28 protein-coding genes and 1 tRNA gene are annotated in these 18,401 nt (G+C 69.6%); 16 read left to right on the forward strand and 13 right to left on the reverse strand.

Annotated features, from left to right (window positions below; all coding sequences use genetic code 11):
• Window positions 1–197 precede the first annotated feature (197 nt).
• Window positions 198–1,931 (reverse strand): ATP-binding protein, encoded by a 1,734-nt coding sequence (locus ACFQQC_RS00180; RefSeq protein WP_376858531.1) that lies wholly within the window; start codon window positions 1,929–1,931, stop codon window positions 198–200.
• 332 nt (window positions 1,932–2,263) lie between these two features.
• Here ACFQQC_RS00180 and ACFQQC_RS00185 point away from each other — a divergent pair, with 332 nt between their 5' ends.
• The 9 genes from ACFQQC_RS00185 (at window position 2,264) to ACFQQC_RS00225 (ending at window position 6,314) form a co-directional block, all read left to right on the forward strand.
• The gene (locus ACFQQC_RS00185) at window positions 2,264–2,695 is read left to right on the forward strand and encodes a DUF488 family protein (RefSeq protein WP_376858533.1); all 432 of its coding nucleotides are present in this window, start codon (window positions 2,264–2,266) and stop codon (window positions 2,693–2,695) included.
• Window positions 2,696–2,793: 98 nt separating this feature from the next.
• Window positions 2,794–3,495, forward strand: a complete 702-nt coding sequence (locus ACFQQC_RS00190) for a Crp/Fnr family transcriptional regulator (RefSeq protein WP_376858535.1) — start codon at window positions 2,794–2,796, stop codon at window positions 3,493–3,495.
• A gap of 22 nt (window positions 3,496–3,517) precedes the next feature.
• Window positions 3,518–3,751 carry a DUF6894 family protein gene (locus ACFQQC_RS00195; protein ID WP_376858537.1) on the forward strand — a complete coding sequence of 78 codons (234 nt, stop codon included), beginning with the start codon at window positions 3,518–3,520 and terminating at the stop codon, window positions 3,749–3,751.
• A 67-nt stretch (window positions 3,752–3,818) separates the two neighbouring features.
• A complete protein-coding gene (locus tag ACFQQC_RS00200; RefSeq protein ID WP_376858539.1) occupies window positions 3,819–4,232 on the forward strand; it encodes a BLUF domain-containing protein in 414 nt (137 codons plus the stop codon).
• Complete coding sequence (locus tag ACFQQC_RS00205; protein ID WP_376858541.1) at window positions 4,229–4,552, forward strand: hypothetical protein; 324 nt, start codon at window positions 4,229–4,231, stop codon at window positions 4,550–4,552. Before ACFQQC_RS00200 ends, ACFQQC_RS00205 begins: the two co-directional genes overlap by 4 nt.
• A 227-nt stretch (window positions 4,553–4,779) precedes the next feature.
• Window positions 4,780–5,391 (forward strand): peptidase S14, encoded by a 612-nt coding sequence (locus ACFQQC_RS00210; RefSeq protein ID WP_376858542.1) that lies wholly within the window; start codon window positions 4,780–4,782, stop codon window positions 5,389–5,391.
• A gap of 51 nt (window positions 5,392–5,442) precedes the next feature.
• Window positions 5,443–5,703, forward strand: a complete 261-nt coding sequence (locus ACFQQC_RS00215) for a DUF3606 domain-containing protein (RefSeq protein WP_376858544.1) — start codon at window positions 5,443–5,445, stop codon at window positions 5,701–5,703.
• On the forward strand, window positions 5,700–5,903 hold the full coding sequence (locus ACFQQC_RS00220) for a hypothetical protein (RefSeq protein ID WP_376858546.1): 204 nt from the start codon (window positions 5,700–5,702) through the stop codon (window positions 5,901–5,903). Before ACFQQC_RS00215 ends, ACFQQC_RS00220 begins: the two co-directional genes overlap by 4 nt.
• Before the next feature lie 105 nt (window positions 5,904–6,008).
• Entirely contained in the window at window positions 6,009–6,314 is a 306-nt protein-coding gene (locus ACFQQC_RS00225; protein WP_376858548.1) for a hypothetical protein, read from the forward strand.
• 40 nt (window positions 6,315–6,354) lie between these two features.
• Here ACFQQC_RS00225 and ACFQQC_RS00230 read toward each other — a convergent pair whose 3' ends face one another.
• Window positions 6,355–6,573, reverse strand: a complete 219-nt coding sequence (locus ACFQQC_RS00230) for a hypothetical protein (protein WP_376858550.1) — start codon at window positions 6,571–6,573, stop codon at window positions 6,355–6,357.
• On the reverse strand, window positions 6,570–6,755 hold the full coding sequence (locus ACFQQC_RS00235) for a hypothetical protein (RefSeq protein WP_376858552.1): 186 nt from the start codon (window positions 6,753–6,755) through the stop codon (window positions 6,570–6,572). The genes ACFQQC_RS00230 and ACFQQC_RS00235 overlap by 4 nt, the downstream gene beginning before the upstream one ends.
• 199 nt (window positions 6,756–6,954) lie before the next feature.
• Here ACFQQC_RS00235 and ACFQQC_RS00240 point away from each other — a divergent pair, with 199 nt between their 5' ends.
• Window positions 6,955–7,761 (forward strand): SDR family NAD(P)-dependent oxidoreductase, encoded by an 807-nt coding sequence (locus ACFQQC_RS00240; RefSeq protein ID WP_376858554.1) that lies wholly within the window; start codon window positions 6,955–6,957, stop codon window positions 7,759–7,761.
• Window positions 7,762–7,878: 117 nt separating this feature from the next.
• Here the strand turns inward: ACFQQC_RS00240 and ACFQQC_RS00245 are convergent, their stop codons facing one another.
• Entirely contained in the window at window positions 7,879–8,337 is a 459-nt protein-coding gene (locus tag ACFQQC_RS00245; RefSeq protein ID WP_376858556.1) for a hypothetical protein, read from the reverse strand.
• A 169-nt stretch (window positions 8,338–8,506) separates the two neighbouring features.
• Between ACFQQC_RS00245 and ACFQQC_RS00250 the strand changes: the two genes are divergently transcribed.
• Together ACFQQC_RS00250 and ACFQQC_RS00255 are read left to right on the forward strand one after the other, a co-directional pair.
• Window positions 8,507–9,007: a ferritin-like domain-containing protein gene (locus tag ACFQQC_RS00250; protein ID WP_376858558.1), complete on the forward strand. Its 501-nt coding sequence runs from the start codon at window positions 8,507–8,509 to the stop codon at window positions 9,005–9,007.
• A 4-nt stretch (window positions 9,008–9,011) separates the two neighbouring features.
• Window positions 9,012–9,614: a cysteine hydrolase family protein gene (locus ACFQQC_RS00255; RefSeq protein ID WP_376858560.1), complete on the forward strand. Its 603-nt coding sequence runs from the start codon at window positions 9,012–9,014 to the stop codon at window positions 9,612–9,614.
• 64 nt (window positions 9,615–9,678) lie between these two features.
• On the opposite strand, the gene ACFQQC_RS00260 is transcribed toward ACFQQC_RS00255, so the two are convergent.
• Window positions 9,679–9,891 (reverse strand): hypothetical protein, encoded by a 213-nt coding sequence (locus tag ACFQQC_RS00260; protein WP_376858561.1) that lies wholly within the window; start codon window positions 9,889–9,891, stop codon window positions 9,679–9,681.
• Between the two features lie 110 nt (window positions 9,892–10,001).
• Between ACFQQC_RS00260 and ACFQQC_RS00265 the strand changes: the two genes are divergently transcribed.
• A complete protein-coding gene (locus ACFQQC_RS00265) occupies window positions 10,002–10,604 on the forward strand; it encodes a DUF4142 domain-containing protein (RefSeq protein ID WP_376858563.1) in 603 nt (200 codons plus the stop codon).
• 36 nt (window positions 10,605–10,640) lie between these two features.
• Here the strand turns inward: ACFQQC_RS00265 and ACFQQC_RS00270 are convergent, their stop codons facing one another.
• The 3 genes from ACFQQC_RS00270 to ACFQQC_RS00280 form a co-directional block, all read right to left on the reverse strand.
• On the reverse strand, window positions 10,641–10,838 hold the full coding sequence (locus ACFQQC_RS00270) for a hypothetical protein (protein WP_376858565.1): 198 nt from the start codon (window positions 10,836–10,838) through the stop codon (window positions 10,641–10,643).
• 270 nt (window positions 10,839–11,108) lie between these two features.
• On the reverse strand, window positions 11,109–11,300 hold the full coding sequence (locus ACFQQC_RS00275) for a hypothetical protein (protein WP_376858567.1): 192 nt from the start codon (window positions 11,298–11,300) through the stop codon (window positions 11,109–11,111).
• Window positions 11,301–11,480: 180 nt separating this feature from the next.
• A complete protein-coding gene (locus ACFQQC_RS00280; RefSeq protein WP_376858569.1) occupies window positions 11,481–11,648 on the reverse strand; it encodes a hypothetical protein in 168 nt (55 codons plus the stop codon).
• Window positions 11,649–11,862: 214 nt separating this feature from the next.
• Here ACFQQC_RS00280 and ACFQQC_RS00285 point away from each other — a divergent pair, with 214 nt between their 5' ends.
• Window positions 11,863–12,162: a TonB family protein gene (locus ACFQQC_RS00285; protein WP_376858571.1), complete on the forward strand. Its 300-nt coding sequence runs from the start codon at window positions 11,863–11,865 to the stop codon at window positions 12,160–12,162.
• A 113-nt stretch (window positions 12,163–12,275) separates the two neighbouring features.
• Window positions 12,276–13,169, forward strand: a complete 894-nt coding sequence (locus tag ACFQQC_RS00290; RefSeq protein WP_376858573.1) for an SDR family oxidoreductase — start codon at window positions 12,276–12,278, stop codon at window positions 13,167–13,169.
• 34 nt (window positions 13,170–13,203) lie between these two features.
• Here the strand turns inward: ACFQQC_RS00290 and ACFQQC_RS00295 are convergent, their stop codons facing one another.
• Window positions 13,204–14,988 carry a glycoside hydrolase family 15 protein gene (locus tag ACFQQC_RS00295; RefSeq protein WP_376858574.1) on the reverse strand — a complete coding sequence of 595 codons (1,785 nt, stop codon included), beginning with the start codon at window positions 14,986–14,988 and terminating at the stop codon, window positions 13,204–13,206.
• A 177-nt stretch (window positions 14,989–15,165) separates the two neighbouring features.
• On the opposite strand from ACFQQC_RS00295, the gene ACFQQC_RS00300 reads away from it, so the two are divergent.
• Window positions 15,166–15,537: a sensory rhodopsin transducer gene (locus ACFQQC_RS00300; RefSeq protein ID WP_376858576.1), complete on the forward strand. Its 372-nt coding sequence runs from the start codon at window positions 15,166–15,168 to the stop codon at window positions 15,535–15,537.
• Between the two features lie 7 nt (window positions 15,538–15,544).
• Here ACFQQC_RS00300 and ACFQQC_RS00305 read toward each other — a convergent pair whose 3' ends face one another.
• The 4 genes from ACFQQC_RS00305 to ACFQQC_RS00320 all read right to left on the reverse strand — a co-directional run bounded on the left by ACFQQC_RS00305 (window position 15,545) and on the right by ACFQQC_RS00320 (window position 18,231).
• Complete coding sequence (locus ACFQQC_RS00305) at window positions 15,545–15,991, reverse strand: DUF421 domain-containing protein (RefSeq protein ID WP_376858578.1); 447 nt, start codon at window positions 15,989–15,991, stop codon at window positions 15,545–15,547.
• A 9-nt stretch (window positions 15,992–16,000) separates the two neighbouring features.
• The gene (locus tag ACFQQC_RS00310; RefSeq protein ID WP_376858580.1) at window positions 16,001–16,483 is read right to left on the reverse strand and encodes a hypothetical protein; all 483 of its coding nucleotides are present in this window, start codon (window positions 16,481–16,483) and stop codon (window positions 16,001–16,003) included.
• Window positions 16,484–16,682: 199 nt separating this feature from the next.
• Complete coding sequence (locus ACFQQC_RS00315) at window positions 16,683–17,798, reverse strand: SDR family oxidoreductase (protein WP_376858582.1); 1,116 nt, start codon at window positions 17,796–17,798, stop codon at window positions 16,683–16,685.
• Between the two features lie 356 nt (window positions 17,799–18,154).
• Window positions 18,155–18,231, reverse strand: a tRNA-Arg gene (locus ACFQQC_RS00320).
• Window positions 18,232–18,401: the final 170 nt, after the last annotated feature.

The following is an 18,401-nucleotide window of genomic DNA, read 5'->3' on the forward strand; positions in this document are numbered from 1 at the left end:
GCCTCGTCCATGCGTCCCCTTCGGGCCGGGGCTGCTCCTCCTCGCCTCTCCCGGAGGGCGTCACCGCCGCCGAGGCGGATGCAGCCCAAGGCGTGGCGGAGCCTTGCGAGTGGAACCGTCGGCAAGGCCAAGATCCGGCTCTGCTGGAGCCGGATATGGGCGGCAAGCTTGCACGCGCAGGGGGCCTTGGTCGCAGGTCAGGCTGCCGCGGCGCCGGGCCGACGCAGGACCGGAAGCCGCGACACCATCTCTGCCAGGGCGCCGAAGTCGATGGGCTTGTTCAGATAGGCGTCCGCGCCTGCAGCGAGGCCAACCTCGTGATCCTGGGGGCGCGCCGAGGCCGACAGGATCACAACCGGCGTGTCAGCGTTGGGGCCGGGGTGTGCGCGGATCTGGCGCGTGGCGGTCAGTCCGTCCATGCCGGGCATGTTCACATCCATCAGGATCAGGTCGAACCCCTCCTGCCGGGCCGCAGCCAACCCGTCTTCTCCATCATTCGCTGTCGCCACCGCGTGCCCTTGGGCGCCCAGCCAGGCTTCGATGATCATGCGGTTCACCGGATGATCCTCCACCACCAGCACGCGCAGACGCCCGTCGCCCCCGTCCTCCCCGGGCGCCGCCGATGGAGCGGCCTCGATGTCCCCGAGAGGCTCGACCAGGGCGGTGAAGGTGAAGACCGATCCGACGCCCGGCGTGGAGCGGACCTCGACGTCCCCGCCCATCTGAAGGGCGATGCGACGCGCGATGGTCAGGCCCAGCCCCGTCCCGCCGAAGCGCCGCGTGGAAGAGTCGTCCAGCTGCTGGAACGGCTGGAACAGCTGCGCCTGGCCTTCCGCGCTGATGCCGGGTCCGGTGTCTTCCACGCAGAAGGACAGGCGGGTCGCGCCGCCGTCGGTGTGACAGCCGATCCGCAGCGTCACGCGGCCCTCCTCGGTGAATTTGATCGCGTTGCTCAGAAGGTTCTGCACCACCTGCCCCAGGCGCACCGGGTCCGCGAGAATCCGCGGAGGGAGGCAGGACGCGCAGTCGACGATCAGCTCGAGCCCCTTGGCTTCGGCCTGTGTCTGACAGGGACCGACGAGCCGCGCCTGAAAATCCCGGGTCTCGATCGGTCGCGGGTGCAGTTCAAGCTTCCCCGCCTCCATCTTGCTGACGTCGAGCAGGTCATTGAGCAGGTCCAGCAGCCCCTCGCCGGAGCCCCGGATGATCCGCACATAGTCGCGGTCGCGGGCCGTGAGACCGTCGTGATCCAGCAACTGGGCGGCGCCGAGCACGCCGTTCATCGGCGTGCGCAGCTCGTGGGAGATGACAGCGAGGAAGTTGGACTTCGCCTCCGAGGCGGCATGGGCGCGATCGCGCGCCTGCTCGAGTTCCGCGATCAGCTCCCTCTGGCGATCGGCGACCGCGCTGAGCTCGCGGTCCTTGAGCTGGGTGATCAGCACCTTGATCAGCAGTGCGATGGCCAGAATTGGCAGGGTGGCGAGCACGGTCCAGAACTCGGGCTCCCCGACCATGTCGACGAGGATGATGGCTGTCGCCACGCTGTAGGGGGAAGAGACGACGATCGCTTCGCGCGGCGCCGCGCGCATCTGGGTGAAGACGAGGAAGTAGCCGGCGCAGAGCAGGACCGCGGCCAGGGTGTCGCCGTGCGATCCGCCAAAGAACCAGGCGATCAGGGGCGCTGCCGCCCAGGCCAGACAGGCGAGGGTCGCGACGGCCGTGGCGCTGCCCGCTGGCAGCCGGTCACGGCGCTGATCCACCAGGCCTCGCAACACGCCAGAGACCATGGTGACGCCATACCAGACGGCGACCCAGACGATCGGGATCACGGTCGCCAGGGCGAGCGCCCAGCTGCTGATGATCCAGTACCGGAGCCGTCCGGCGACGACGAACCGTTGCAGCCGAGACAGCTGGGGGGTCGACCCGGTCATGAGCGTTCGCCTCAACGGCCGCTCGATACGGCGACCTCTGAACGCTAGTCCGCAATCGCTAAAAGGCCGTAAAGCACTGATATCTCGCAAAGTCTGGTTACGGACACTGTCCGGTTCCGGACAGTCGGACCGTTTGGTTTCGAACCGCGTGGAGCGACTTGCGCCTTCCGACCAACCGCCAGGCGGGTGTGCTGTTGGACCAAGGGCGCGGCTCATGTTCAACCGCGCGCTCGCCCTGCAACGGGCAGCCAGTCCGAAGCCCTGCGGGCGCCAGAGCCGTTCACGGACGTCAGCGCCCGAGAACCTTGAAGGGCGTTGGCCGTTGCTCCCGAATGGACCTGTGCACCATCGGCTATGAGGGCGCCGCCCAGCCGGATGTCATCGACCGGCTCAAGGCCGCCGGGGTCGACACCCTCGTCGACGTGCGGGCGGTCGCCGCATCCCGACGCGCGGGTTTCTCCAAAACCCTGCTGCGGGAGAGCCTCGCCGCCGAAGGCATCGACTATGTTCATCTGCGGGGGCTCGGCACCCCCAAGGCGGGCCGGGAGGCCGCCCGAAAAGGTCGTATCGGCGAGATGCGGGCCCTGTTCTCCGCTCATCTGCGAGACCCCCAGGCCGTGGTGGAGTTCGAGGCCTTGCGAACCCTGGCGTCAAGCCGGCGGGTCGCCCTGCTGTGTTTTGAAGGCGATCCCCGAGGCTGCCATCGGACGGTTCTGTCCGATCGCCTGGCGCAGGCGGCGGGCTTCACCGTCATCCACCTCTAGGGCCGCCCCGGCCGACGCGCGGCACAACCGCCTATGTCGGCTATTGGACAATCACATCCTCAACTTGGCGCTACACGCTGGAGGGGAAAGGATGCCCGATGACCGGAAACTACTTCCTGGACGCTTTGGAGCCGGAGGATCGTGACGCGGTCGTGCGGCTCCTGAGGCCTGTCGATCTTGCGGACGGCGAGGTGCTCATCCGGCAGGATGCTGCGGTCACCCTCGTCCATTTTCCGGTCCGGGCCCAGTTGGCCAACGTCATCGCCGCGCCGGAAGGCCAGCATCTCGAGACCGCGGTGATCGGCAAGGAAGGTCTGTCCGGCCTGGCGCCCTTCATGGCGGCGGCGCCGAGCGCCTGGCAGGTGGTCTGCACTGTGGGGGGAGACGCCTATGTCATCCCGGCGGAGGCCCTGCGGACGCTATCGGACCGACGGCCGGGTCTGCGTCACCGGCTTCTGGCCCTCACCCATTTCTACCAGGCCCAGGCGAACCAGCTGGCGCTGTGCAACACCTATCACCGCGCCACGGCGCGGCTGGCGCGGTGGCTTCTCACCACCAGCGACCTGACCGGAGCCGCCGAGCTGCGGCTGACCCAGGAGCAGGTCGCCAATTCGCTGGGCGTTCAGCGTACCTCCATGGTGGAAGCGTTCGGCGCGCTGAAGTCGGAGCGTCTCATCCGGCACACCCGGTCGCGGATGGAAATCCTCGATCGGGCGGGCCTCAAGCGGCGGGCCTGCGGCTGCTACGACCAGCTCCACCGGCTGGCGATCGAACTGAAGGTGCTGCCCGGGAACCGCTGACGGGGCGCACGGTTGAGCCCCCATGGACCGCTATTTCATACATATCGTGGATGGGACGATTGTCCGGGACGAGGACGGAGAAGCGCTGCCCGACGTGGCGGCGGCGCGCACCGCGGCCCTTCGAACCCTCGGGGAAATCCTGAGATCGCGCGAGGAGCGGTTCTGGGAAGACGGTCATGTGCGCGTCTTCGTCGAGAACGCCGCCGGCGAGGTCGTCGTGAACGTAGAAACCCGCGACCTTCTCGCTTCGGCGTGAGCGCGCCCAGGGCCCGGTGTCGGAACCTTTGCCATTCCCGGACGCTGCGCCGGGCCGAGGAGCCGTCATGAACCTGGACCTGCAACGCGTCGCCTATTGCAGTCACGCCCTCCGACCGGAACTGGCGTTGCAGACACTGGCGGAGATTCTCGCCGTTTCCGATCGCAACAACGCCCGCGACCGGCTTTCGGGCGTGCTGCTCATCAGCCGCGGGCGGTTCTTCCAGGTGCTCGAGGGCGCCCGGCAGGATCTCGACCGCACGCTGCGGCGCATTGAGGCCGACCCTCGCCACCGGGACATCCGCTTCGTCTCGCGGCAAGACATCCAGACGCGCCTGTTCGACCAGTGGGGGATGGTCGCCGCCCGCATCACGCCCTCCCGGCAGCCGGAGATCGACGGCGTGATCGACCGCTGCCATACCGATCCCGAGGCCGCGATCCAGGCGGCGCGCGCCCTGCTGGACGATCAGCGGGCGGCGTGAGCGCGACCTATCCGGTCACGCCGGACGGCCGCTATTTCGTTGTCCGCGGCCGATTATGGCGGACAACGAATCCGGCGCTGGATGAGGCCGAGCGGATCGCCCTGGTCCGCGACCTCGGATCGGCGCGAAGCGCTGTGCGCCGCGCCCTGCGGGAGGGCCACGGGCTGGCCGCGGCGCGGGGACGGGTCAACGCGGCCAAGATCGCCCTTGGCGAGCGCGGGCCCGTGTGGTGGACGGACGGCGCGCCGGACTACAACCGGCGCCTCGCCCGAAACACCCCTTACGCCGACTGGTTCTCGACGCTGACACCCGGGTCCTGATCGGTTCGGATCGCCGGAACCCGAGGCGACCTCCCGTGTTTGCGCCTCCCATGTCGAGATTCGCCCCCTCATCCCGTTTCGCGTCGAACGTCCGATCACCGGACCATCCAGTGGCTTGAGTGCGAGTTGCACGATGACGAGGGGGTGACGCGCGACGCCATGCGCCCCTTCTTCAGCGCGGAGGCGGCGCGCGCCTGGGCGGTCTCACGCGGCTACCCGGTGCAGGAATGACGACGACGCCCTTGTCCCAGTCCACGCCGGACACCCGACCCTTGAACGGCCCGCTGGACGCCAAGGCGTTCGATGCGCCGCGGATCCAGCTGGCTGGCGTCGTCGACTACGCCATGTACGACCGGTTCCGGCTGCAGCTGGACCAGGCGCCCGCCACCGGTCTTGTGGTGGTCGAGCTGTCCACCCTGGGCGGCGATCCTGAAGTCGCGCGCATGATGGGTGAGGACATCCGCTTTCACAGCGACCTGAATCCGGCCCGGCGCTTCGTCTTCCTGGGGAAGGCCGCCATCTACTCCGCCGGCGCCACCTTCATGAGCTTCTTCGCCATTCCGAACCGCTATCTCACCCGCGGCACGCGGGTGATGATCCACGAGCGCAAGATGGACAAGATGCTGCATGTGGCCGGTCCCCTGACCACCTGCGTCGCCTCGGTGCGCGCCGTGCTGCACGAGCTTGAACACTCGATCGCGATCCAGAACGAAGGCTTCGAAAACCTGGTTCGCGGTTCGCAGATCACCATGGAAGACGTCCTGCGCCGCGCGCCCGAGAACTGGTATCTCGAGGCGCGGGAGGCGAAGGCCAAGGGGATCGTGCACGACGTCCTCTGAGAGTGAAGGGCCGCGACGCACTGGGGCGGACAATCGGAGCTTACCCCGCCAATGTCCAAAACCGACTTAGGAACACAGGCTTGCGGCCAGGTGTTTGATCCGGGCAACGACAGTGTGGAGGCTCTGGACATGCTCAAGGACGCCTGGACGGCCGGGATGGATGGCCGACAGCGCATATCCCTGGAGGGGGCGCATGAGGTTCGGGAATGGGCGACGCGCTTCGGCGTCACCGAAGGCGCCTTACGTCGCGCGGTCGAACGCGTGGGCGATCGGGCGTCGGACGTGCAGCGTGAGTTGGGAGGCCGTCGATGAGCTCCGGTCCCCGTCCCAACGTCATCGAGCGCGCTCTGGCCCTTGCGGCGACAGGCGCCTTTCCGGCGCGCTGGGCGATCGGTCGGGCGTTGGAGAAGGAAGGCTACACCATCGCGGAAGTCAGCCAGTTGGAGAGATCGACGATCAGCCGCAAGCTGACCGCCCTGTGCCGGGCGTCGCGCGCAAAGGCGGCGGCGTGATGGGGCCGGACCCGTCCTGGCTGGCGACGGCGGCGGCGGTCGCCGCGGTGTTCGCCCTGGCGCTTCTGGCGGGTCGGGGCGCACGCGCATCCGACCGGCGCGCAGATGACTGAGCCCGCTGCGCAAACCCATCGCCTCGTCGTCGCGCCGGCGGACACGGGCTGGATCCTGAAGGTGGATGGCGCGGCAAATCCGATGGTGTTCGCCAGTGGTCGCGTGGCGGAGAAGGCCGGGCGGGACCTCGCCTTGCGCCTGGCCTCCGCGGGTGCCGAGGTGCAGCTCGACCTGCGGCTCAAGGGCGGCGCCATCGCCGCGCGGTTCATCTGCTTCCCGCCGACCGAGGGCGAGAACGCGCCCCTGATGTTCGAAACCCCGCCCGCGCCGTTTCGCATGGACCGGACGGCCGCCTGAGACACCGCCCGGAGCGGGGCTCGAGCCGGACGAACGCGACCTAAATCGGCTGGTCGGGATGCGTCTGCGTGCCGGCCGGGAGCCCATCGACCTGCTGAAGCGGGTCCTGGGTCTCCCGGATGCCTGTGATCGCTTCGCCGGACCGGGCCAGGGCGACGGCGGCGTCGCCCGCCTGGACGCCGGTCTTGGAGGGAACCTTGACCGTTCGCTCGCCGCCATCGCGCGCGCGCAGAGTGACCTCGAAGATGCGCATCGTCATGTGCCGAACCCACCGGATCCGCCCGCGCCCGCGGCGCCCTCTCCGCCGGTCGCGGGATCAGCCCGGGTCTTGCCCGGGGCGTCGGTGTCGTTCTGGTCCGGGCGGTTGGCCCCGGCGCTCCGGTTTGTGTCGTCGGCGTCTTCGGGGCGGGTCGCCGGGCCGGGTTTGGGGGTGTCCGTCATGGTCGTCTCCTTCTCAAAAGACCAACCGGAGGCGACGCGGTCTGTTCCCCGTGTCGGCGAACGCCCGCCGCCGGCGTCCAGATCGGGCTCCCGTGTGTCGAGCTCGGCCAACCGGAGCGCTGTCGCTTCGTTCCCTTCCGGTTGTCCGGAACCGGCAGACCGCCCCCCCGGTTGGCTGCTCACCTCAAAGGAGCGCCTCATGACTGACCTCGACTCCACCGCTGCCCAGACCGTCCGCCCGCTCGCCGTCGTCACCGGCGCCTCCTCCGGGATCGGCTACGAGCTGGCGCGACTGTTCGCCGAAGACGGCTACGATCTGGTGGTCGCGGCCGACACCGCCCTGGCCGAAGCCGTGCAGGGCCTTGAGCAACTGGGCGCGCGCGTCGAGGCGGTCCAGGCCGATCTGGCGACCGAACAGGGCGTGCAGATGCTGGTGGACCGGATCGGCGATCGTCCGGTGGACGCCCTCGCCGCCAACGCCGGCCACGGCCTCGGCCAGGGGTTTCTCGACGAGGCCTTTGACGACATCCTGCACGTCATCAACACCAACATCACCGGCACAATCCGTCTGGCCTGGCTGCTGGGTCGGCGGATGCGGGATCGCGGCCAGGGGCGGATCCTCTTCACCGGCTCGATCGCCGGCCTGATGCCCGGCAGCTTCCAGGCCGTCTACAACGCCTCCAAGGCCTTCGTGGACAGCTTTTCCTTCGCCCTGCGCAACGAATTGAAGGACACCGGCGTCAGCGTCACCGTCCTGATGCCCGGCGTGACCGACACCGCCTTCTTCGAACGGGCGGGCCTGTTGGACACCCGGGTGGGGCAGGACGACCACAAGATGGATCCGGCCGACGTGGCGAAGGCCGGTTACCAGGCCCTGATGCGCGGCGACGGCGACGTGGTGGCCGGCCTGGGCAACAAGGTGCAGGCGGCGATGGCGGCGGTCACGCCGCAGTCGATGCTGGCGGAGCAGCATCGCAAGATGGCGGAGCCGGGCGGCGGCGCCTGACCGGGGAGAGGGAACCGTCGCCCCGCCCCAGGGTTGGGGCGCCGGGCGCGTTTCCATCCGCTCCCCAGAAGCTCCGGCGCACATGCCCCCCCATTGCGCCGGAGCTTCCACCCTCCGCTATCCGCCACGCGCCCGGCGCGCCGCCGACAGCCTTCGCCGCAGCGCAGCCCTGTCGCGGTCATGACGCGCGCGCGCGTCGCGCGCCTCGCGCTCCAATCGCGCGAGCGCCTGCGCCCGGTCCGCCTCCTCCACCTGCCAGGCCGCGTCCAGCGCCTCGAGCTCGGCGTCCAGCGCCGCGACCCGGGCGACCTGCGCCGGCGTGGGCCCGCGTCGGCGCGGTTTGGGCGCGCGGGTGATCTTGCCGATGTCGATCGCTTCCCCCCGCCGCATCACCTCGCCCGGTGACGCCATGGCCGCCTCGAAGTCCGGGCCCGACGTCACCTCGCGGGCATATCCCGATTTGAAGAGATCCTGTTCGGCGCCCCAGGCCGCCAGCGCCTTGGCGCGCGAACTGACGGCGACCGGATGGGCGTGAAACCCGTCCGACCAGGTGAACACCTTCAGTCTCGGCGCCATCGCTCGCCTCCCGAATAACCAGAGCCTCGGATCTTGGGCCGCAGGGTCCAGCGAAACAGCGGCGCAGCGGTTCCCACCGGCGACGGGACGTCGAAATCCGACACAGGAACGGGACGCAAGGCGGCGGGTTGTCGGGGCGCCCCTCAACCCCAGGCAGCGGAGACGCCCCATGGCCGACAAGACGCTCGACACCCTGTTCCACGACACCCTGCGCGACATCTATTACGCGGAGCGCAAAATCCTGAAGTCCCTTCCGAAGATGGCCCGGGCCGCCCAGGCGCCCGAGCTGAAGGCGGCTTTCGAGAAACACCAGGCCGAGACCGAAGGCCAGATCGAACGCCTTCAGCAGGTGTTCGAGATCATCGGCAAGGCCCCGCGCGGCAAGACCTGCGACGCGATCGAAGGGATCCTCGCGGAAGGCGAGGAGATCATGGAGGAGTACAAGGACAATCCGGCCCTGGACGCCGGTCTCCTGGCCGCCGCGCAGGCGGTCGAGCACTATGAGATCACCCGTTACGGCACGCTGAAGCGCTGGGCCACGGTGCTCGGTCTCGATGACGCCGCCCGCCTGCTGGACGAAACCCTCGCGGAAGAATCCAGGACCGACGAGGACCTGACGACCATCGCCGACGCCGCCATCAACGCCGAGGCGATGCGGCCGGCGGCCTGACGCCATGGGGGACGGTCTGCGTGACCGCGTCCCGGCCAGCGCGGTCCACCTGTGCGTGGACATGCAGCGGCTGTTCCTGGACGACACGCCCTGGCGCACGCCGTGGGCGAACCGGGTGCTTCCCGGCATCGTCCGCCTGTGCGACGCGCACGCAGACCGGACCTGCTTCACCCGGTTCATCCCGCCCGCCGTCCCCGAAGCGGCGCGCGGAGCCTGGGTTCGCTACTGGACCCACTGGGCGGCGCTGACGGGAGCGCAGATCGACCCCGCGCTGCTTGAACTGCCGTCCGATCTTCAGCGGTATGTCCCGCCCGCCCGCGTGTTCGACAAGGGCGTCTACTCTCCGTGGTTCCACGGCGCCCTGCAGCAGGCGCTCCAGACGGCCGGCGTAGACACCCTGATCGTGACGGGCGGGGAGACCGACGTCTGCGTGCTCGCCACCGTGCTCGGCGCCGTCGATCTGGGCTTCCGCGTGATTATCGTCACCGACGCCCTGTGCAGTTCGGCGGACAGCGTCCATGACGCGGTCCTGGAACTCTACCGGGATCGGTTCAGCCTGCAGATCGAGACCGCCGACCTGGACGAGGTGCTGGACGGCTGGCGCTAGGCGAGACGCGAAGGGGCGCTCCCCCTTTGGGCCGCATCGCGCACGGGGCCATCAGGACGGGCGATCATTTTGCGGCGACGTCCGGGTCCGCCGGTTTCTCCCCGGCCCGCGCCGTTCCAGGCTCCAGGCGTTTGGAATCGCCGGTCTCCATCCCCTGCTCGGTCGAGGGTTTTGTACTCGAGGGCGTCGGCCCGGGGGCGCGCGCGGCGCCCGGATTTACATAAACGCCAGCCAGCGCATAGGCGGCGTCGGCAGGCGTGTCGGCATTGGTCAGCATGATCTCCTCCGGCCGCCCAACCGGCTTCGATGCGCCCGGTTCCTGTGTCGTGAGGCGGATGCAACCGGACGCGCCCGCTGCGGTTGGGTCGGGGTCCACAGGAGGATTCCATGAAAACCCTTTCGTTACTCGGCGCGAGCGCCCTCGTCCTGGCGCTCGGCGCCTGCCAGCAGGAGACCGGCGGCGCCCCCGACCAGCAGAACCAGGCGGTCAACGCCGCCCAGGACCACGCCGCGGGCGTGACCGGCGCTGTCGCGGGCCCGGCGGGGGCCATGACCAGCGCCATGTTCGTCACCAATGCGGCGGTCGGCGGAATGTATGAGGTCGAGGCCGGCCGCATCGCCGCCCAGCGCTCCACCAATCCGCGCATCAAGGCCTTCGGCGAACAGATGGTCGCCGATCACGGCAAGGCCAACGACGAGCTGAAGCCGATCGCCGCCGCCGCCAGCCTCGCGGTTCCCGCGGCGCTGGATCAGCGCCACCAAGGCCTGATCGACAACCTGCGCGGCGCGACCGACCAGGACTTCGACCGCGTCTATCTGCAACAGCAGGAAGCCGCGCATAATGAGACGGTCGCCCTGCTTGAGACCTACGGGCGCGCTGGCGACCACGAGGCCCTCAAGGCCTGGGCCGCCAAGACCCTTCCGGTTGTCCGTCACCATCAGCAGATGGTCGACCAGCTGGATGAAGCCAACGCCGACGCGCCGCGATAGGCGGGGACGGCCGGGACCCGGCGCAGCGTCGGGTCCCTAGCGGTCCGGCGCTTCGCCGCCGCGCGTCAGGTGGGCGATCCGCCGACCGTCGGCGGTCAGCACCTCCGCCTCGCACAGATCTAGGGACGCCTCGAACAGCAGGGCGAGCACGCGCGTCGCCTCGTCATCATCGATCGCCGGAAACCGATCTTCGACGTCCAGACCGTCGTGATAGCGAAGGCGGAGGCGATGCATCGCGCCGATCACAGCACGGCGCGGCCCTCGCCGCGACCGGATGGCCGACATAGCGGCCGGCGCGACCGCCTCGCCTCAGGCAGGCCGCGTCGCCGGCCCGGGCGCAGGCGCTGCACGGCTCTGCAGGGCCGCGATCCAGTGGTCCGCAGTATTCAGCAACGCGAGGCGCCGCACGGCGTCTGGCTCCGCAACAGCGTCGCGGATCGCGGTGTTCGCCGGCCGGGACGTTTGTGAGGCGGATCGGCCCTGGCGCGCGTGCGAGGCTCCCGATCAGGCCGCGGGGTCCGGCTTCCGCTTGAAGGTGTCGCCGACCTCACGAGCATCGGGGCCATCCGGCCCCGCCTTGCGTCGGGATTGCCGCCCGACCTTGAGGATGGCGTCCTCGGGGGTGGTCTCGTCCGGACGGCCGCCGGGCACGGCGCCGTTACGACGACGGCCTTCGGTCTGCTTCTGATCTGTCATCGCCGACATCCTCTCGAAGGGGGAAGGTCGCGTCGGGAGCGACAAGGGCCTGTCGAGCGCGGCGCGGAGAGCGGGGCTGGGCAAGGCGCCCAGGACCCCGCGGTGGAGACGACGACACCCAGCCCGGCGTCGCCGCCCCTGCCCTCACGGGCCAACCGCGCGATGCGCCGCATCCCTATGTCAGTCCGGCGGGGTTTGCACAATGTCTCCGGCCTGATCCGGCCCGGGTCGGTCGGGGGCGTCCGGCGATGTCTCCGGATCCAGCGGACGGCGTTCAGGCCGGGCCGGATCGGGGAAGCGGGCGTCGTCTTCACCGGGAACGGGGTCGGGACCTTGGGCATCCGTCATGGCGGGTCTCCTTTCCGGGCTCAACCGGTGGCCGCCCTCCCTGTTCCCTTCGCGGCCGCCCCGTCGAGGACACGCCTCGCAACCTGTCGAGCGGGCGGGGCGTGGGTCCCACGCGGTCTCTTGGGCGCAGGATCGTGGGGTCCTGCGGACGATCACCAGGCCGGAACGGAAGCGGACGGGCTCCATTAACACCTGTGAACAGGACGTTACGCCCATGATCGCCCTTCTCCTCGCCGCCGCCCTGATGGACCCCGGCGCCCTCCCGCGCCCGACGGTCGTTCCTCCCCCGGAGATGCAGCGCGTTCGGGATCCGGCCCCGATGTTGCAGGCCGTCGCCGTGACGCTGGAGTGCACCGCGCGAGCGGACGGACGCGTCGAGCAGTGCAAGGTCCTGGGCGAGACCCACCCGGGGCTGGGGTTCGGCGAGGCGGCCATCGCCCTCATGCGCGACGCCCGCGTGGCGCCCGGGCCGCGGGACATCCAGTTCGCCCGCACCCTCCAGTTCACCCCCTGACGGATCAGGGACGGCGCCCTGCGGCTGTGTCGCAGGGTCCTGTCGGCGGACCGACGGAACAGGGCGGTCCGGGTCGTGTTGTCTGGCTCCACCCCTCAACCGAAGGAGACGTCATGGCTGACCGCCTGACCCTGCAGGATCCGCGCGAGCAATATCCCAAACCGCCGTTTCCGAAACAGCCGCAGCCGGTCCCGGGCCTGGCCGCAAAGATGGACCCCGAGCCGGATCACGGCGAAACCAGCTACAAGGGCGCCGGGAAGCTGACCGGGCGCAAGGCGCTGGTCACCGGCGGCGATTCCGGCATCGGCCGCGCCGCCGCCATCGCCTATGCCCGCGAGGGCGCCGACGTGGCCATCTCCTACCTGCCGTCCGAGGAGAAGGACGCGGCGGAGGTGATCGCCCTGATCGAGGCCGAGGGCCGCAAGGCGCTCGCCCTGCCCGGCGACATCACCGATGAAGCCTGGTGCCGGGCGCTGGTCGAGAAGACGGTGTCGGACCTCGGCGGCCTCGACATCCTCGTCATCAACGCCGGACGGCAGCAATATCGCGAGGCGATCGACGAGGTCTCGACCGAGGATTTCGACCGGACGATGAAGACCAATCTGTATGCGATGCACTGGATCGCCCAGGCCGCCGTCCCGCACCTGCCCGCCGGCGCATCGGTCATCACCACCGCCTCGATCCAGGCCTATGATCCGTCCGCCATCCTGCTCGACTACGCGACCACCAAGGCCGGCATCGTCGCCTACACCAAGGCCCTGGCCAAACAGCTGATCGAGAAGGGCGTACGCGCCAATGTCGTGGCTCCCGGTCCGTTCTGGACCGCCCTGCAGTCTTCGGGCGGCCAGCCGCAGGAGGCGGTGAGCAAGTTCGGCGAGCAGAGCGACTTCGGCCGCCCGGGCCAACCGGTGGAGATCGCCCCGGTCTATGTGCTGCTGGCGTCGCAGGAAGGCAGCTACCTCACCGGCGAGGTGTATGGCGTCACGGGCGGGTCCGGCGACGCCTGACGCGAGGAAAGGGCCGGCTCGCCGCCGGCCCTTTTCACGTCGCGCGGCGCGCCTCGCCCAGGGTGACCGCGCAGTGCACGATGGCGAGGTGGGTCAGGCCCTGCGGCAGGTTGCCGAGCCAGTCGCCGGTCCCGGGATCGATCATCTCCGGATAGACGCCCTCCTGGTCCAGGGCGCCGATGGCGGCCTCGAACAGGGCTTCGGCCGCCTCGACCTGACCCAGAAGCGCCCGGGCCTCCGCGATCCAGAAGGTGCAGGCCAGGAAGCAGCCCTCCTCGTCGCGCAGGTCGGTCTGCCGGTAGTGCCAGTCGCCCGCGCCGAGCGCCGCCTGCACCGCGTCCAGGGTCGTCGCCAGACGCGCCCGGTCCGGGAAGCCGAAGCGGACCGCGAGCGCCACGGATGCGTCCAGTTCGTCCGAGCCGGCCCAGGCGACATAGGCCTGTCGATCCTCGGACCAGCAGTGGGCGTTGATCCAGTCCCGGACCCGCTGCGCCTCGCGCGACCAGCGGTCCCGGCAGGTCGTCGGCAGGTGCCCGCCGTCCGCGAGTTCGACGGCGCGGCTCAGCGCCTGCCGGCAGCTGATCTTGGACATGGTGTACTGGCGCGGCGCCTGCAGTTCCCAGATGCCCGCGTCCGGCTGCCGCCAGTGGTCGGCGCACCGGTCGGCGAGTCTGGACAGGACGTCGGCGGTGCGGTCGTCCAGGACATTGCCGGCCTCGACAAACCGCCAGGCCACCTCGAACAGGTCGCCATAGACCCCGTGCTGATGCTGGTGGGCGGCGTCATTGCCGACCCGGACCGGCCGCGATCCGCGATAGCCGGGCACGTCGATCTCCCGGACCGGATCGACGAGCCCCCCGTTGAGCGTGAACAGGACGCGGCAGCCATGCTCGCCGACGCGCGCGATCAACCAGGTGAAGGCCGCCTTGGCCTCGGCCTGGGCGCCCAGCGCAAGGAACGCCTTGATGGTGTAGCCGGCGTCCCGCACCCAGGCGAACCGGTAGTCCCAATTCTTGTCGCCGCCGATCCGCTCCGGCAGCGAACTGGTCGGCGCGGCGACGATGGCGCCGGTGGGCGAGTAGAGCAGCAGCTTCAAGGCCAGGGCGCTGCGCAGGATCGTCTCGTGATACGCCTCGCCCATCGCCAGCCGCTCCCCCCAGACCCGCCACTCCGCGTCCGAGACGTCGATCCGCTCGTCGATGTCCGCGAGGGCGGGCGAGACGAGCGGTTCATCGGCGCCCGCCACGATCGCCAGCACCGCCCGCTGCCCCGCCCGCACCGTGACCGTCGCCTCGATCTCGCGATCGTCCCTGCGGGTGACCCGCACCGTGTCGCTGAACCGAAGGAGGCCCAGCACGGCCCCGACATGGAAGAGGACGCCGTTGGCGTTCTCCTTCAGAAACGGGCTGACCGTGTCCGCGCGGTCGCCGAACCGGATGCGGACGGCGAACTCGACCTCGCCCTCCAGCCCCTCCAGTCGTCGGGCCAGCTCGGCCCAGGGCAGGCGCCCGGCGGTGCCGCTGTTCAGCGATTCCGTCAGCCGCGCCCGGCCGCCGTCGGTGATGAACACCGTCTCATGGACGTTGCTGCCCGCCCGGTACCGGCGCTCGACGCGGAACCGGCCCGTCGGCGTGATGGAGAACCGGCCGCCCGCCTCCGGGCTCAGCAGGCGATCGAACAGCGGGGGCGAATCCATATTGGGCACGCACCACCAGTCGATGGAGCCGTCGGCGCCGCACAGGGCCACGGCGCGTCCATCGCCGATCGCGGAATAGGCGTTCAACGGCAGGAAGCCGTCGCGCCGCAGGAGGTCTGTCATTCAGGCTCGCGGATTGAGCCCGTCCAGACGCGCTCGGGGTCATTGAAAGGCGCAGGCGCGCTCCGGTCTAACGCCGCAGGCGGGATCGTGTTCGACGCCAGCGGCGCTTTTTACCAGGACGGAACCTTGGGCAGCCGGCGCCCTTACGGAACGACCCGTCCTTGAGGAGATCACGGCATGAGCGGCATCGGACGCCAGACCTGGGCCATTGCCGAAGGCTATATCCCCGGCGGCAGCCACGGTCCCGAACCGGCCATGACCAGCCATGAAACCGCCTGTCTGCTCAACACCGGCGACGAGACGGCGGCGGTCGAGATCACCCTCTACTTCACCGACCGGGAGCCGGCCGGCCCCTACCGGGTCAGCGTCGAGGCGCGGCGCACGCAGCATGTGCGGTTCAACGACCTGGTCGATCCCGAGCCGGTGCCCCGGGACACCGACTACGCCTCGGTGATCCGCTCCGATCGCCCCATCGTGGTCCAGCACAGCCGCCTGGATTCCCGGCAAGCGGAAAACGCCCTGATGACCACCGTGGCCTGGAGCGCCTGACGGCGGATCAGTCCTTCTGCGGAATGATGCTGATCTCGCCGGTGGTCTCGAGCACGGCGAAGCGGATCTGGTCTAGCCGTTCTAGGCCCTGACGCGAGCGCGCGGCCTCGAGGATGTCGTCGGTGGACAGGCGGGCGCGGGAGAGGGTTCGCGCGTCCGGCTCGCCGTGGCTCAGCAGCAGCGTCGGCTGGCCGTCGAGCCATTTCTCCAGGGTCCCGAAGCGCTGCTTGACGAAGGACAGTCCGATGTCGATCGCGAACAGGGTCAGGATCAGCACGACGGAGTTGACCAGGGAGAAGTCGTCGCCGAGCAGCGCCTGCTGGGTGGTCTCCGCCACGATCAGCAAAAGGACGAGGTCGAAGGGCGTCATCTGCGCGAGGGTCCTCCGGCCGGACAGCCGGATGATGATCAGCAGGACGGCGTAGATCGCGGCGCCGCGGATGACGGCTTCCATGGCAGGGCCTCAGGGCAGGATGACGGAGGTTACGGCGACGGGCGCGCCGCCGTTCAGGCGGACGTCGAAGCGCGCCAGCCCGGGGTTCTCGGCGGTCACGTGAAGAACCACCGTCGAGCGCGCTGAATCCGGCGCGATGAAGATCAGGGCCTGCCCGTCGTCCGTGGCCTCGGTGCGATCCGGCGCGGGCTGGATGTCGTGGACCTGGAAATGGGCGGCGAACCGGTCGGACAGATCGACGCGCGCCAGTCCGTTCTGTCCGGAGAGTTCGAACCGCATCTCGTCGGCGGCGCTCCAGCGGCCGACCCGCGGGCTGTCCACCAGACCCTCGGGCGTGCGGACCTCGGCGCGGGACAGGGGACCGCCGGCCCCGGTGAGACCGGCCAGGGCGGCGACAACAAAGAGGGCGAACACGACCCAGGCGACCCGCTGCACCCGCCAGAACCGCTCCTGGAAGGCTGGATCCGTCTTGAGGGAAAGGGCGTCCGCCATCAGAGGACCTTCTCTCCAGCGGCCCACGACGACCGGACGGAGAGACCGACGCTCTCGTCCGGCCTGGACCCGGACGTCTCAAGGTTGGGCGAATACAGGGCGCAGGCCATCGGCGGTCTCCCGGAAGACACCGTCAACCAGCTGGGCAGGTAAAAGGTTCAGTCGGTCCCGGCGAGCCTCCGCCGCCGGCCCCTCCGGCTCAGCGGGTTGCGGCGCGGAGGCGACTCTCCAGGTGCTGCGGCGCCCTGGCGGCGCGCCTTGACCAGGTCTTCCATCCGGCCGCCACCACAGACGCCGCCGTCTTCGCGCGGCCACGGCGCAGCAACACGAGGCCGACCGCCCCGGCGCCGACAAGGGCGCCCAGTCCGACCAGGCTCACGCCGGGCCTGCGCGCCGCGGCCGTGTACAGGCTGAACCCGCGCCCCTTCTGGGCGCCGTCCGCCCGGCCATTGTCGCCCTGGGGCGCGTAGAGGTTGCCCTCCACCTTTGCGACTGGCGTGTCGCGATCGATGATGCTGCCCGACATCCGGCTGGCGATGCGGTCGAACAGCAGCGGAAAGACGGTCGCCCCGAAGACCTGGAAGCGACCCGCGGCGCCCACCGTGATCGCGCGGCGGGGATGGCGGGCGGCGAACAGGATGGCGTCGGCGACCAGGTCCGGGGCGTAGACCGGGTCGGGCAGGCGCGCCTTGAAGCCGGTGATGTTGCGGCCGTGCTCCGGGAAGGGCGTCCCGATGGCGCTGGGCTTGATCAGGGTCACGGACACGGGCTCGCCCTGCTGGATCAGTTCGATCCGCAGGGAGTCGGTGAAGCCCTTCACCGCGTGCTTCGAGGCATTGTACGAGCCGAGCAAGGCGCTGGGCATGTCCGAATTGACCGAGCCCACATTGATCAAGGCGCCGCCGCCCCTCGCCTTCAGGTGGCGGACGGCCGCCAGCGAGCCGAAGACCACGCCCCAGTAGTTGGTCTGGAAAATGCGCTGGTGGTCGTCGGTGGGCACCTCCAGCGCTTCACCGTACAGGCCGATCCCAGCGTTGTTGACCCAGGTGTCGAAGCCGCCGAAGCGGTCAATGGCGAAGGCCGCCGCCGCCTCGACCTGCGCCTCGTCGCCGACATCCGCGACCACGAAGTCCGCCGTGCCGCCCTGGGCCCGGATCTCATCGCGGACCCGCACGAGCGTCGCCTCGTCGCGGGCCACGAGAACGACGTTGGCGCCGGCCGCGGCGGCCTTCCGGGCCGTGGCCAGACCATGGCCCGAGGTGGCGCCGGTGATGACGAGGGTTTGTTCGCGGAGCGGTTTGAGGGACTGTTTCATGCAGACCCAACCGGCGCCTGCCGGCCCGGTTCGCGGGCGCATCGTCGCATGCCGTCCTGCCATGCGCGCCTTTTCATCCCGATCGCCGCGATCTGCGCGCGACAGGCGCAGCGCGGCTCCGGACTTCGCCCCGGGCGTGACCCGCCAGCTTTGAGGATGAACACTCTCGGCGGGGACCATGAGCTCGAAAGGGTGATCCGAAGGCCAAAACCACTCCCTCGAAACCCCCGGTTTGGCCTCTCACGAACCCGTCTGGACGGCGGTGAAACGCCTCGGGACGAAAAGGTTAATGTGTCCCCAGTGTGTCCCAACTCGGACCGTCAGCCACCTCGAGAGCAGCTAAGTCATTGAAAACATGGCGACCCCGGGAGGACTCCAACCTCCGACCTCGGCTTTAGGAAAGCCTTGCTCTATGCAGCTGAGCTACGGGGCCACGCGGGCCTGACCTAGCGGGTCGGACGCGCGGGGGGAAGCGGCTGCGGGCAGGAAATCAGACCTGTGGCGGTGAGGCCAAACCCTTACCCCCCAAGGCTTCGGTTTTTGGTTGTGGTTAATCGGCCTTAAGATACAATATCTTGTAGGGAACAAAGCCCGAATCGGGCC

This window comes from Brevundimonas sp. GCM10030266 (assembly GCF_042666595.1).
In the GTDB taxonomy this organism is placed as follows: domain Bacteria; phylum Pseudomonadota; class Alphaproteobacteria; order Caulobacterales; family Caulobacteraceae; genus Brevundimonas.

Bases quoted from the DNA above. Each gene is read 5' to 3' on its own strand.
- ACFQQC_RS00200 (WP_376858539.1), top strand. From the start codon at position 3,819: ATGAACCTGGACCTGCAACGCGTCGCCTATTGCAGTCACGCCCTCCGA.
- ACFQQC_RS00295 (WP_376858574.1), bottom strand. From the start codon at position 14,988: ATGACAGACCTCCTGCGGCGCGACGGCTTCCTGCCGTTGAACGCCTAT.
- ACFQQC_RS00265 (WP_376858563.1), top strand. From the start codon at position 10,002: ATGAAAACCCTTTCGTTACTCGGCGCGAGCGCCCTCGTCCTGGCGCTC.
- ACFQQC_RS00310 (WP_376858580.1), bottom strand. From the start codon at position 16,483: ATGGCGGACGCCCTTTCCCTCAAGACGGATCCAGCCTTCCAGGAGCGG.
- ACFQQC_RS00215 (WP_376858544.1), top strand. From the start codon at position 5,443: ATGTCCAAAACCGACTTAGGAACACAGGCTTGCGGCCAGGTGTTTGAT.
- ACFQQC_RS00235 (WP_376858552.1), bottom strand. From the start codon at position 6,755: ATGACGGACACCCCCAAACCCGGCCCGGCGACCCGCCCCGAAGACGCC.
- ACFQQC_RS00315 (WP_376858582.1), bottom strand. From the start codon at position 17,798: ATGAAACAGTCCCTCAAACCGCTCCGCGAACAAACCCTCGTCATCACC.
- ACFQQC_RS00195 (WP_376858537.1), top strand. From the start codon at position 3,518: ATGGACCGCTATTTCATACATATCGTGGATGGGACGATTGTCCGGGAC.
- ACFQQC_RS00225 (WP_376858548.1), top strand. From the start codon at position 6,009: ATGACTGAGCCCGCTGCGCAAACCCATCGCCTCGTCGTCGCGCCGGCG.
- ACFQQC_RS00260 (WP_376858561.1), bottom strand. From the start codon at position 9,891: ATGCTGACCAATGCCGACACGCCTGCCGACGCCGCCTATGCGCTGGCT.
- ACFQQC_RS00185 (WP_376858533.1), top strand. From the start codon at position 2,264: ATGGACCTGTGCACCATCGGCTATGAGGGCGCCGCCCAGCCGGATGTC.
- ACFQQC_RS00300 (WP_376858576.1), top strand. From the start codon at position 15,166: ATGAGCGGCATCGGACGCCAGACCTGGGCCATTGCCGAAGGCTATATC.
- ACFQQC_RS00220 (WP_376858546.1), top strand. From the start codon at position 5,700: ATGAGCTCCGGTCCCCGTCCCAACGTCATCGAGCGCGCTCTGGCCCTT.
- ACFQQC_RS00280 (WP_376858569.1), bottom strand. From the start codon at position 11,648: ATGACGGATGCCCAAGGTCCCGACCCCGTTCCCGGTGAAGACGACGCC.
- ACFQQC_RS00285 (WP_376858571.1), top strand. From the start codon at position 11,863: ATGATCGCCCTTCTCCTCGCCGCCGCCCTGATGGACCCCGGCGCCCTC.
- ACFQQC_RS00250 (WP_376858558.1), top strand. From the start codon at position 8,507: ATGGCCGACAAGACGCTCGACACCCTGTTCCACGACACCCTGCGCGAC.
- ACFQQC_RS00210 (WP_376858542.1), top strand. From the start codon at position 4,780: ATGACGACGACGCCCTTGTCCCAGTCCACGCCGGACACCCGACCCTTG.
- ACFQQC_RS00245 (WP_376858556.1), bottom strand. From the start codon at position 8,337: ATGGCGCCGAGACTGAAGGTGTTCACCTGGTCGGACGGGTTTCACGCC.
- ACFQQC_RS00275 (WP_376858567.1), bottom strand. From the start codon at position 11,300: ATGACAGATCAGAAGCAGACCGAAGGCCGTCGTCGTAACGGCGCCGTG.
- ACFQQC_RS00180 (WP_376858531.1), bottom strand. From the start codon at position 1,931: ATGACCGGGTCGACCCCCCAGCTGTCTCGGCTGCAACGGTTCGTCGTC.
- ACFQQC_RS00255 (WP_376858560.1), top strand. From the start codon at position 9,012: ATGGGGGACGGTCTGCGTGACCGCGTCCCGGCCAGCGCGGTCCACCTG.
- ACFQQC_RS00230 (WP_376858550.1), bottom strand. From the start codon at position 6,573: ATGACGATGCGCATCTTCGAGGTCACTCTGCGCGCGCGCGATGGCGGC.
- ACFQQC_RS00240 (WP_376858554.1), top strand. From the start codon at position 6,955: ATGACTGACCTCGACTCCACCGCTGCCCAGACCGTCCGCCCGCTCGCC.
- ACFQQC_RS00305 (WP_376858578.1), bottom strand. From the start codon at position 15,991: ATGGAAGCCGTCATCCGCGGCGCCGCGATCTACGCCGTCCTGCTGATC.
- ACFQQC_RS00190 (WP_376858535.1), top strand. From the start codon at position 2,794: ATGACCGGAAACTACTTCCTGGACGCTTTGGAGCCGGAGGATCGTGAC.
- ACFQQC_RS00270 (WP_376858565.1), bottom strand. From the start codon at position 10,838: ATGCATCGCCTCCGCCTTCGCTATCACGACGGTCTGGACGTCGAAGAT.
- ACFQQC_RS00290 (WP_376858573.1), top strand. From the start codon at position 12,276: ATGGCTGACCGCCTGACCCTGCAGGATCCGCGCGAGCAATATCCCAAA.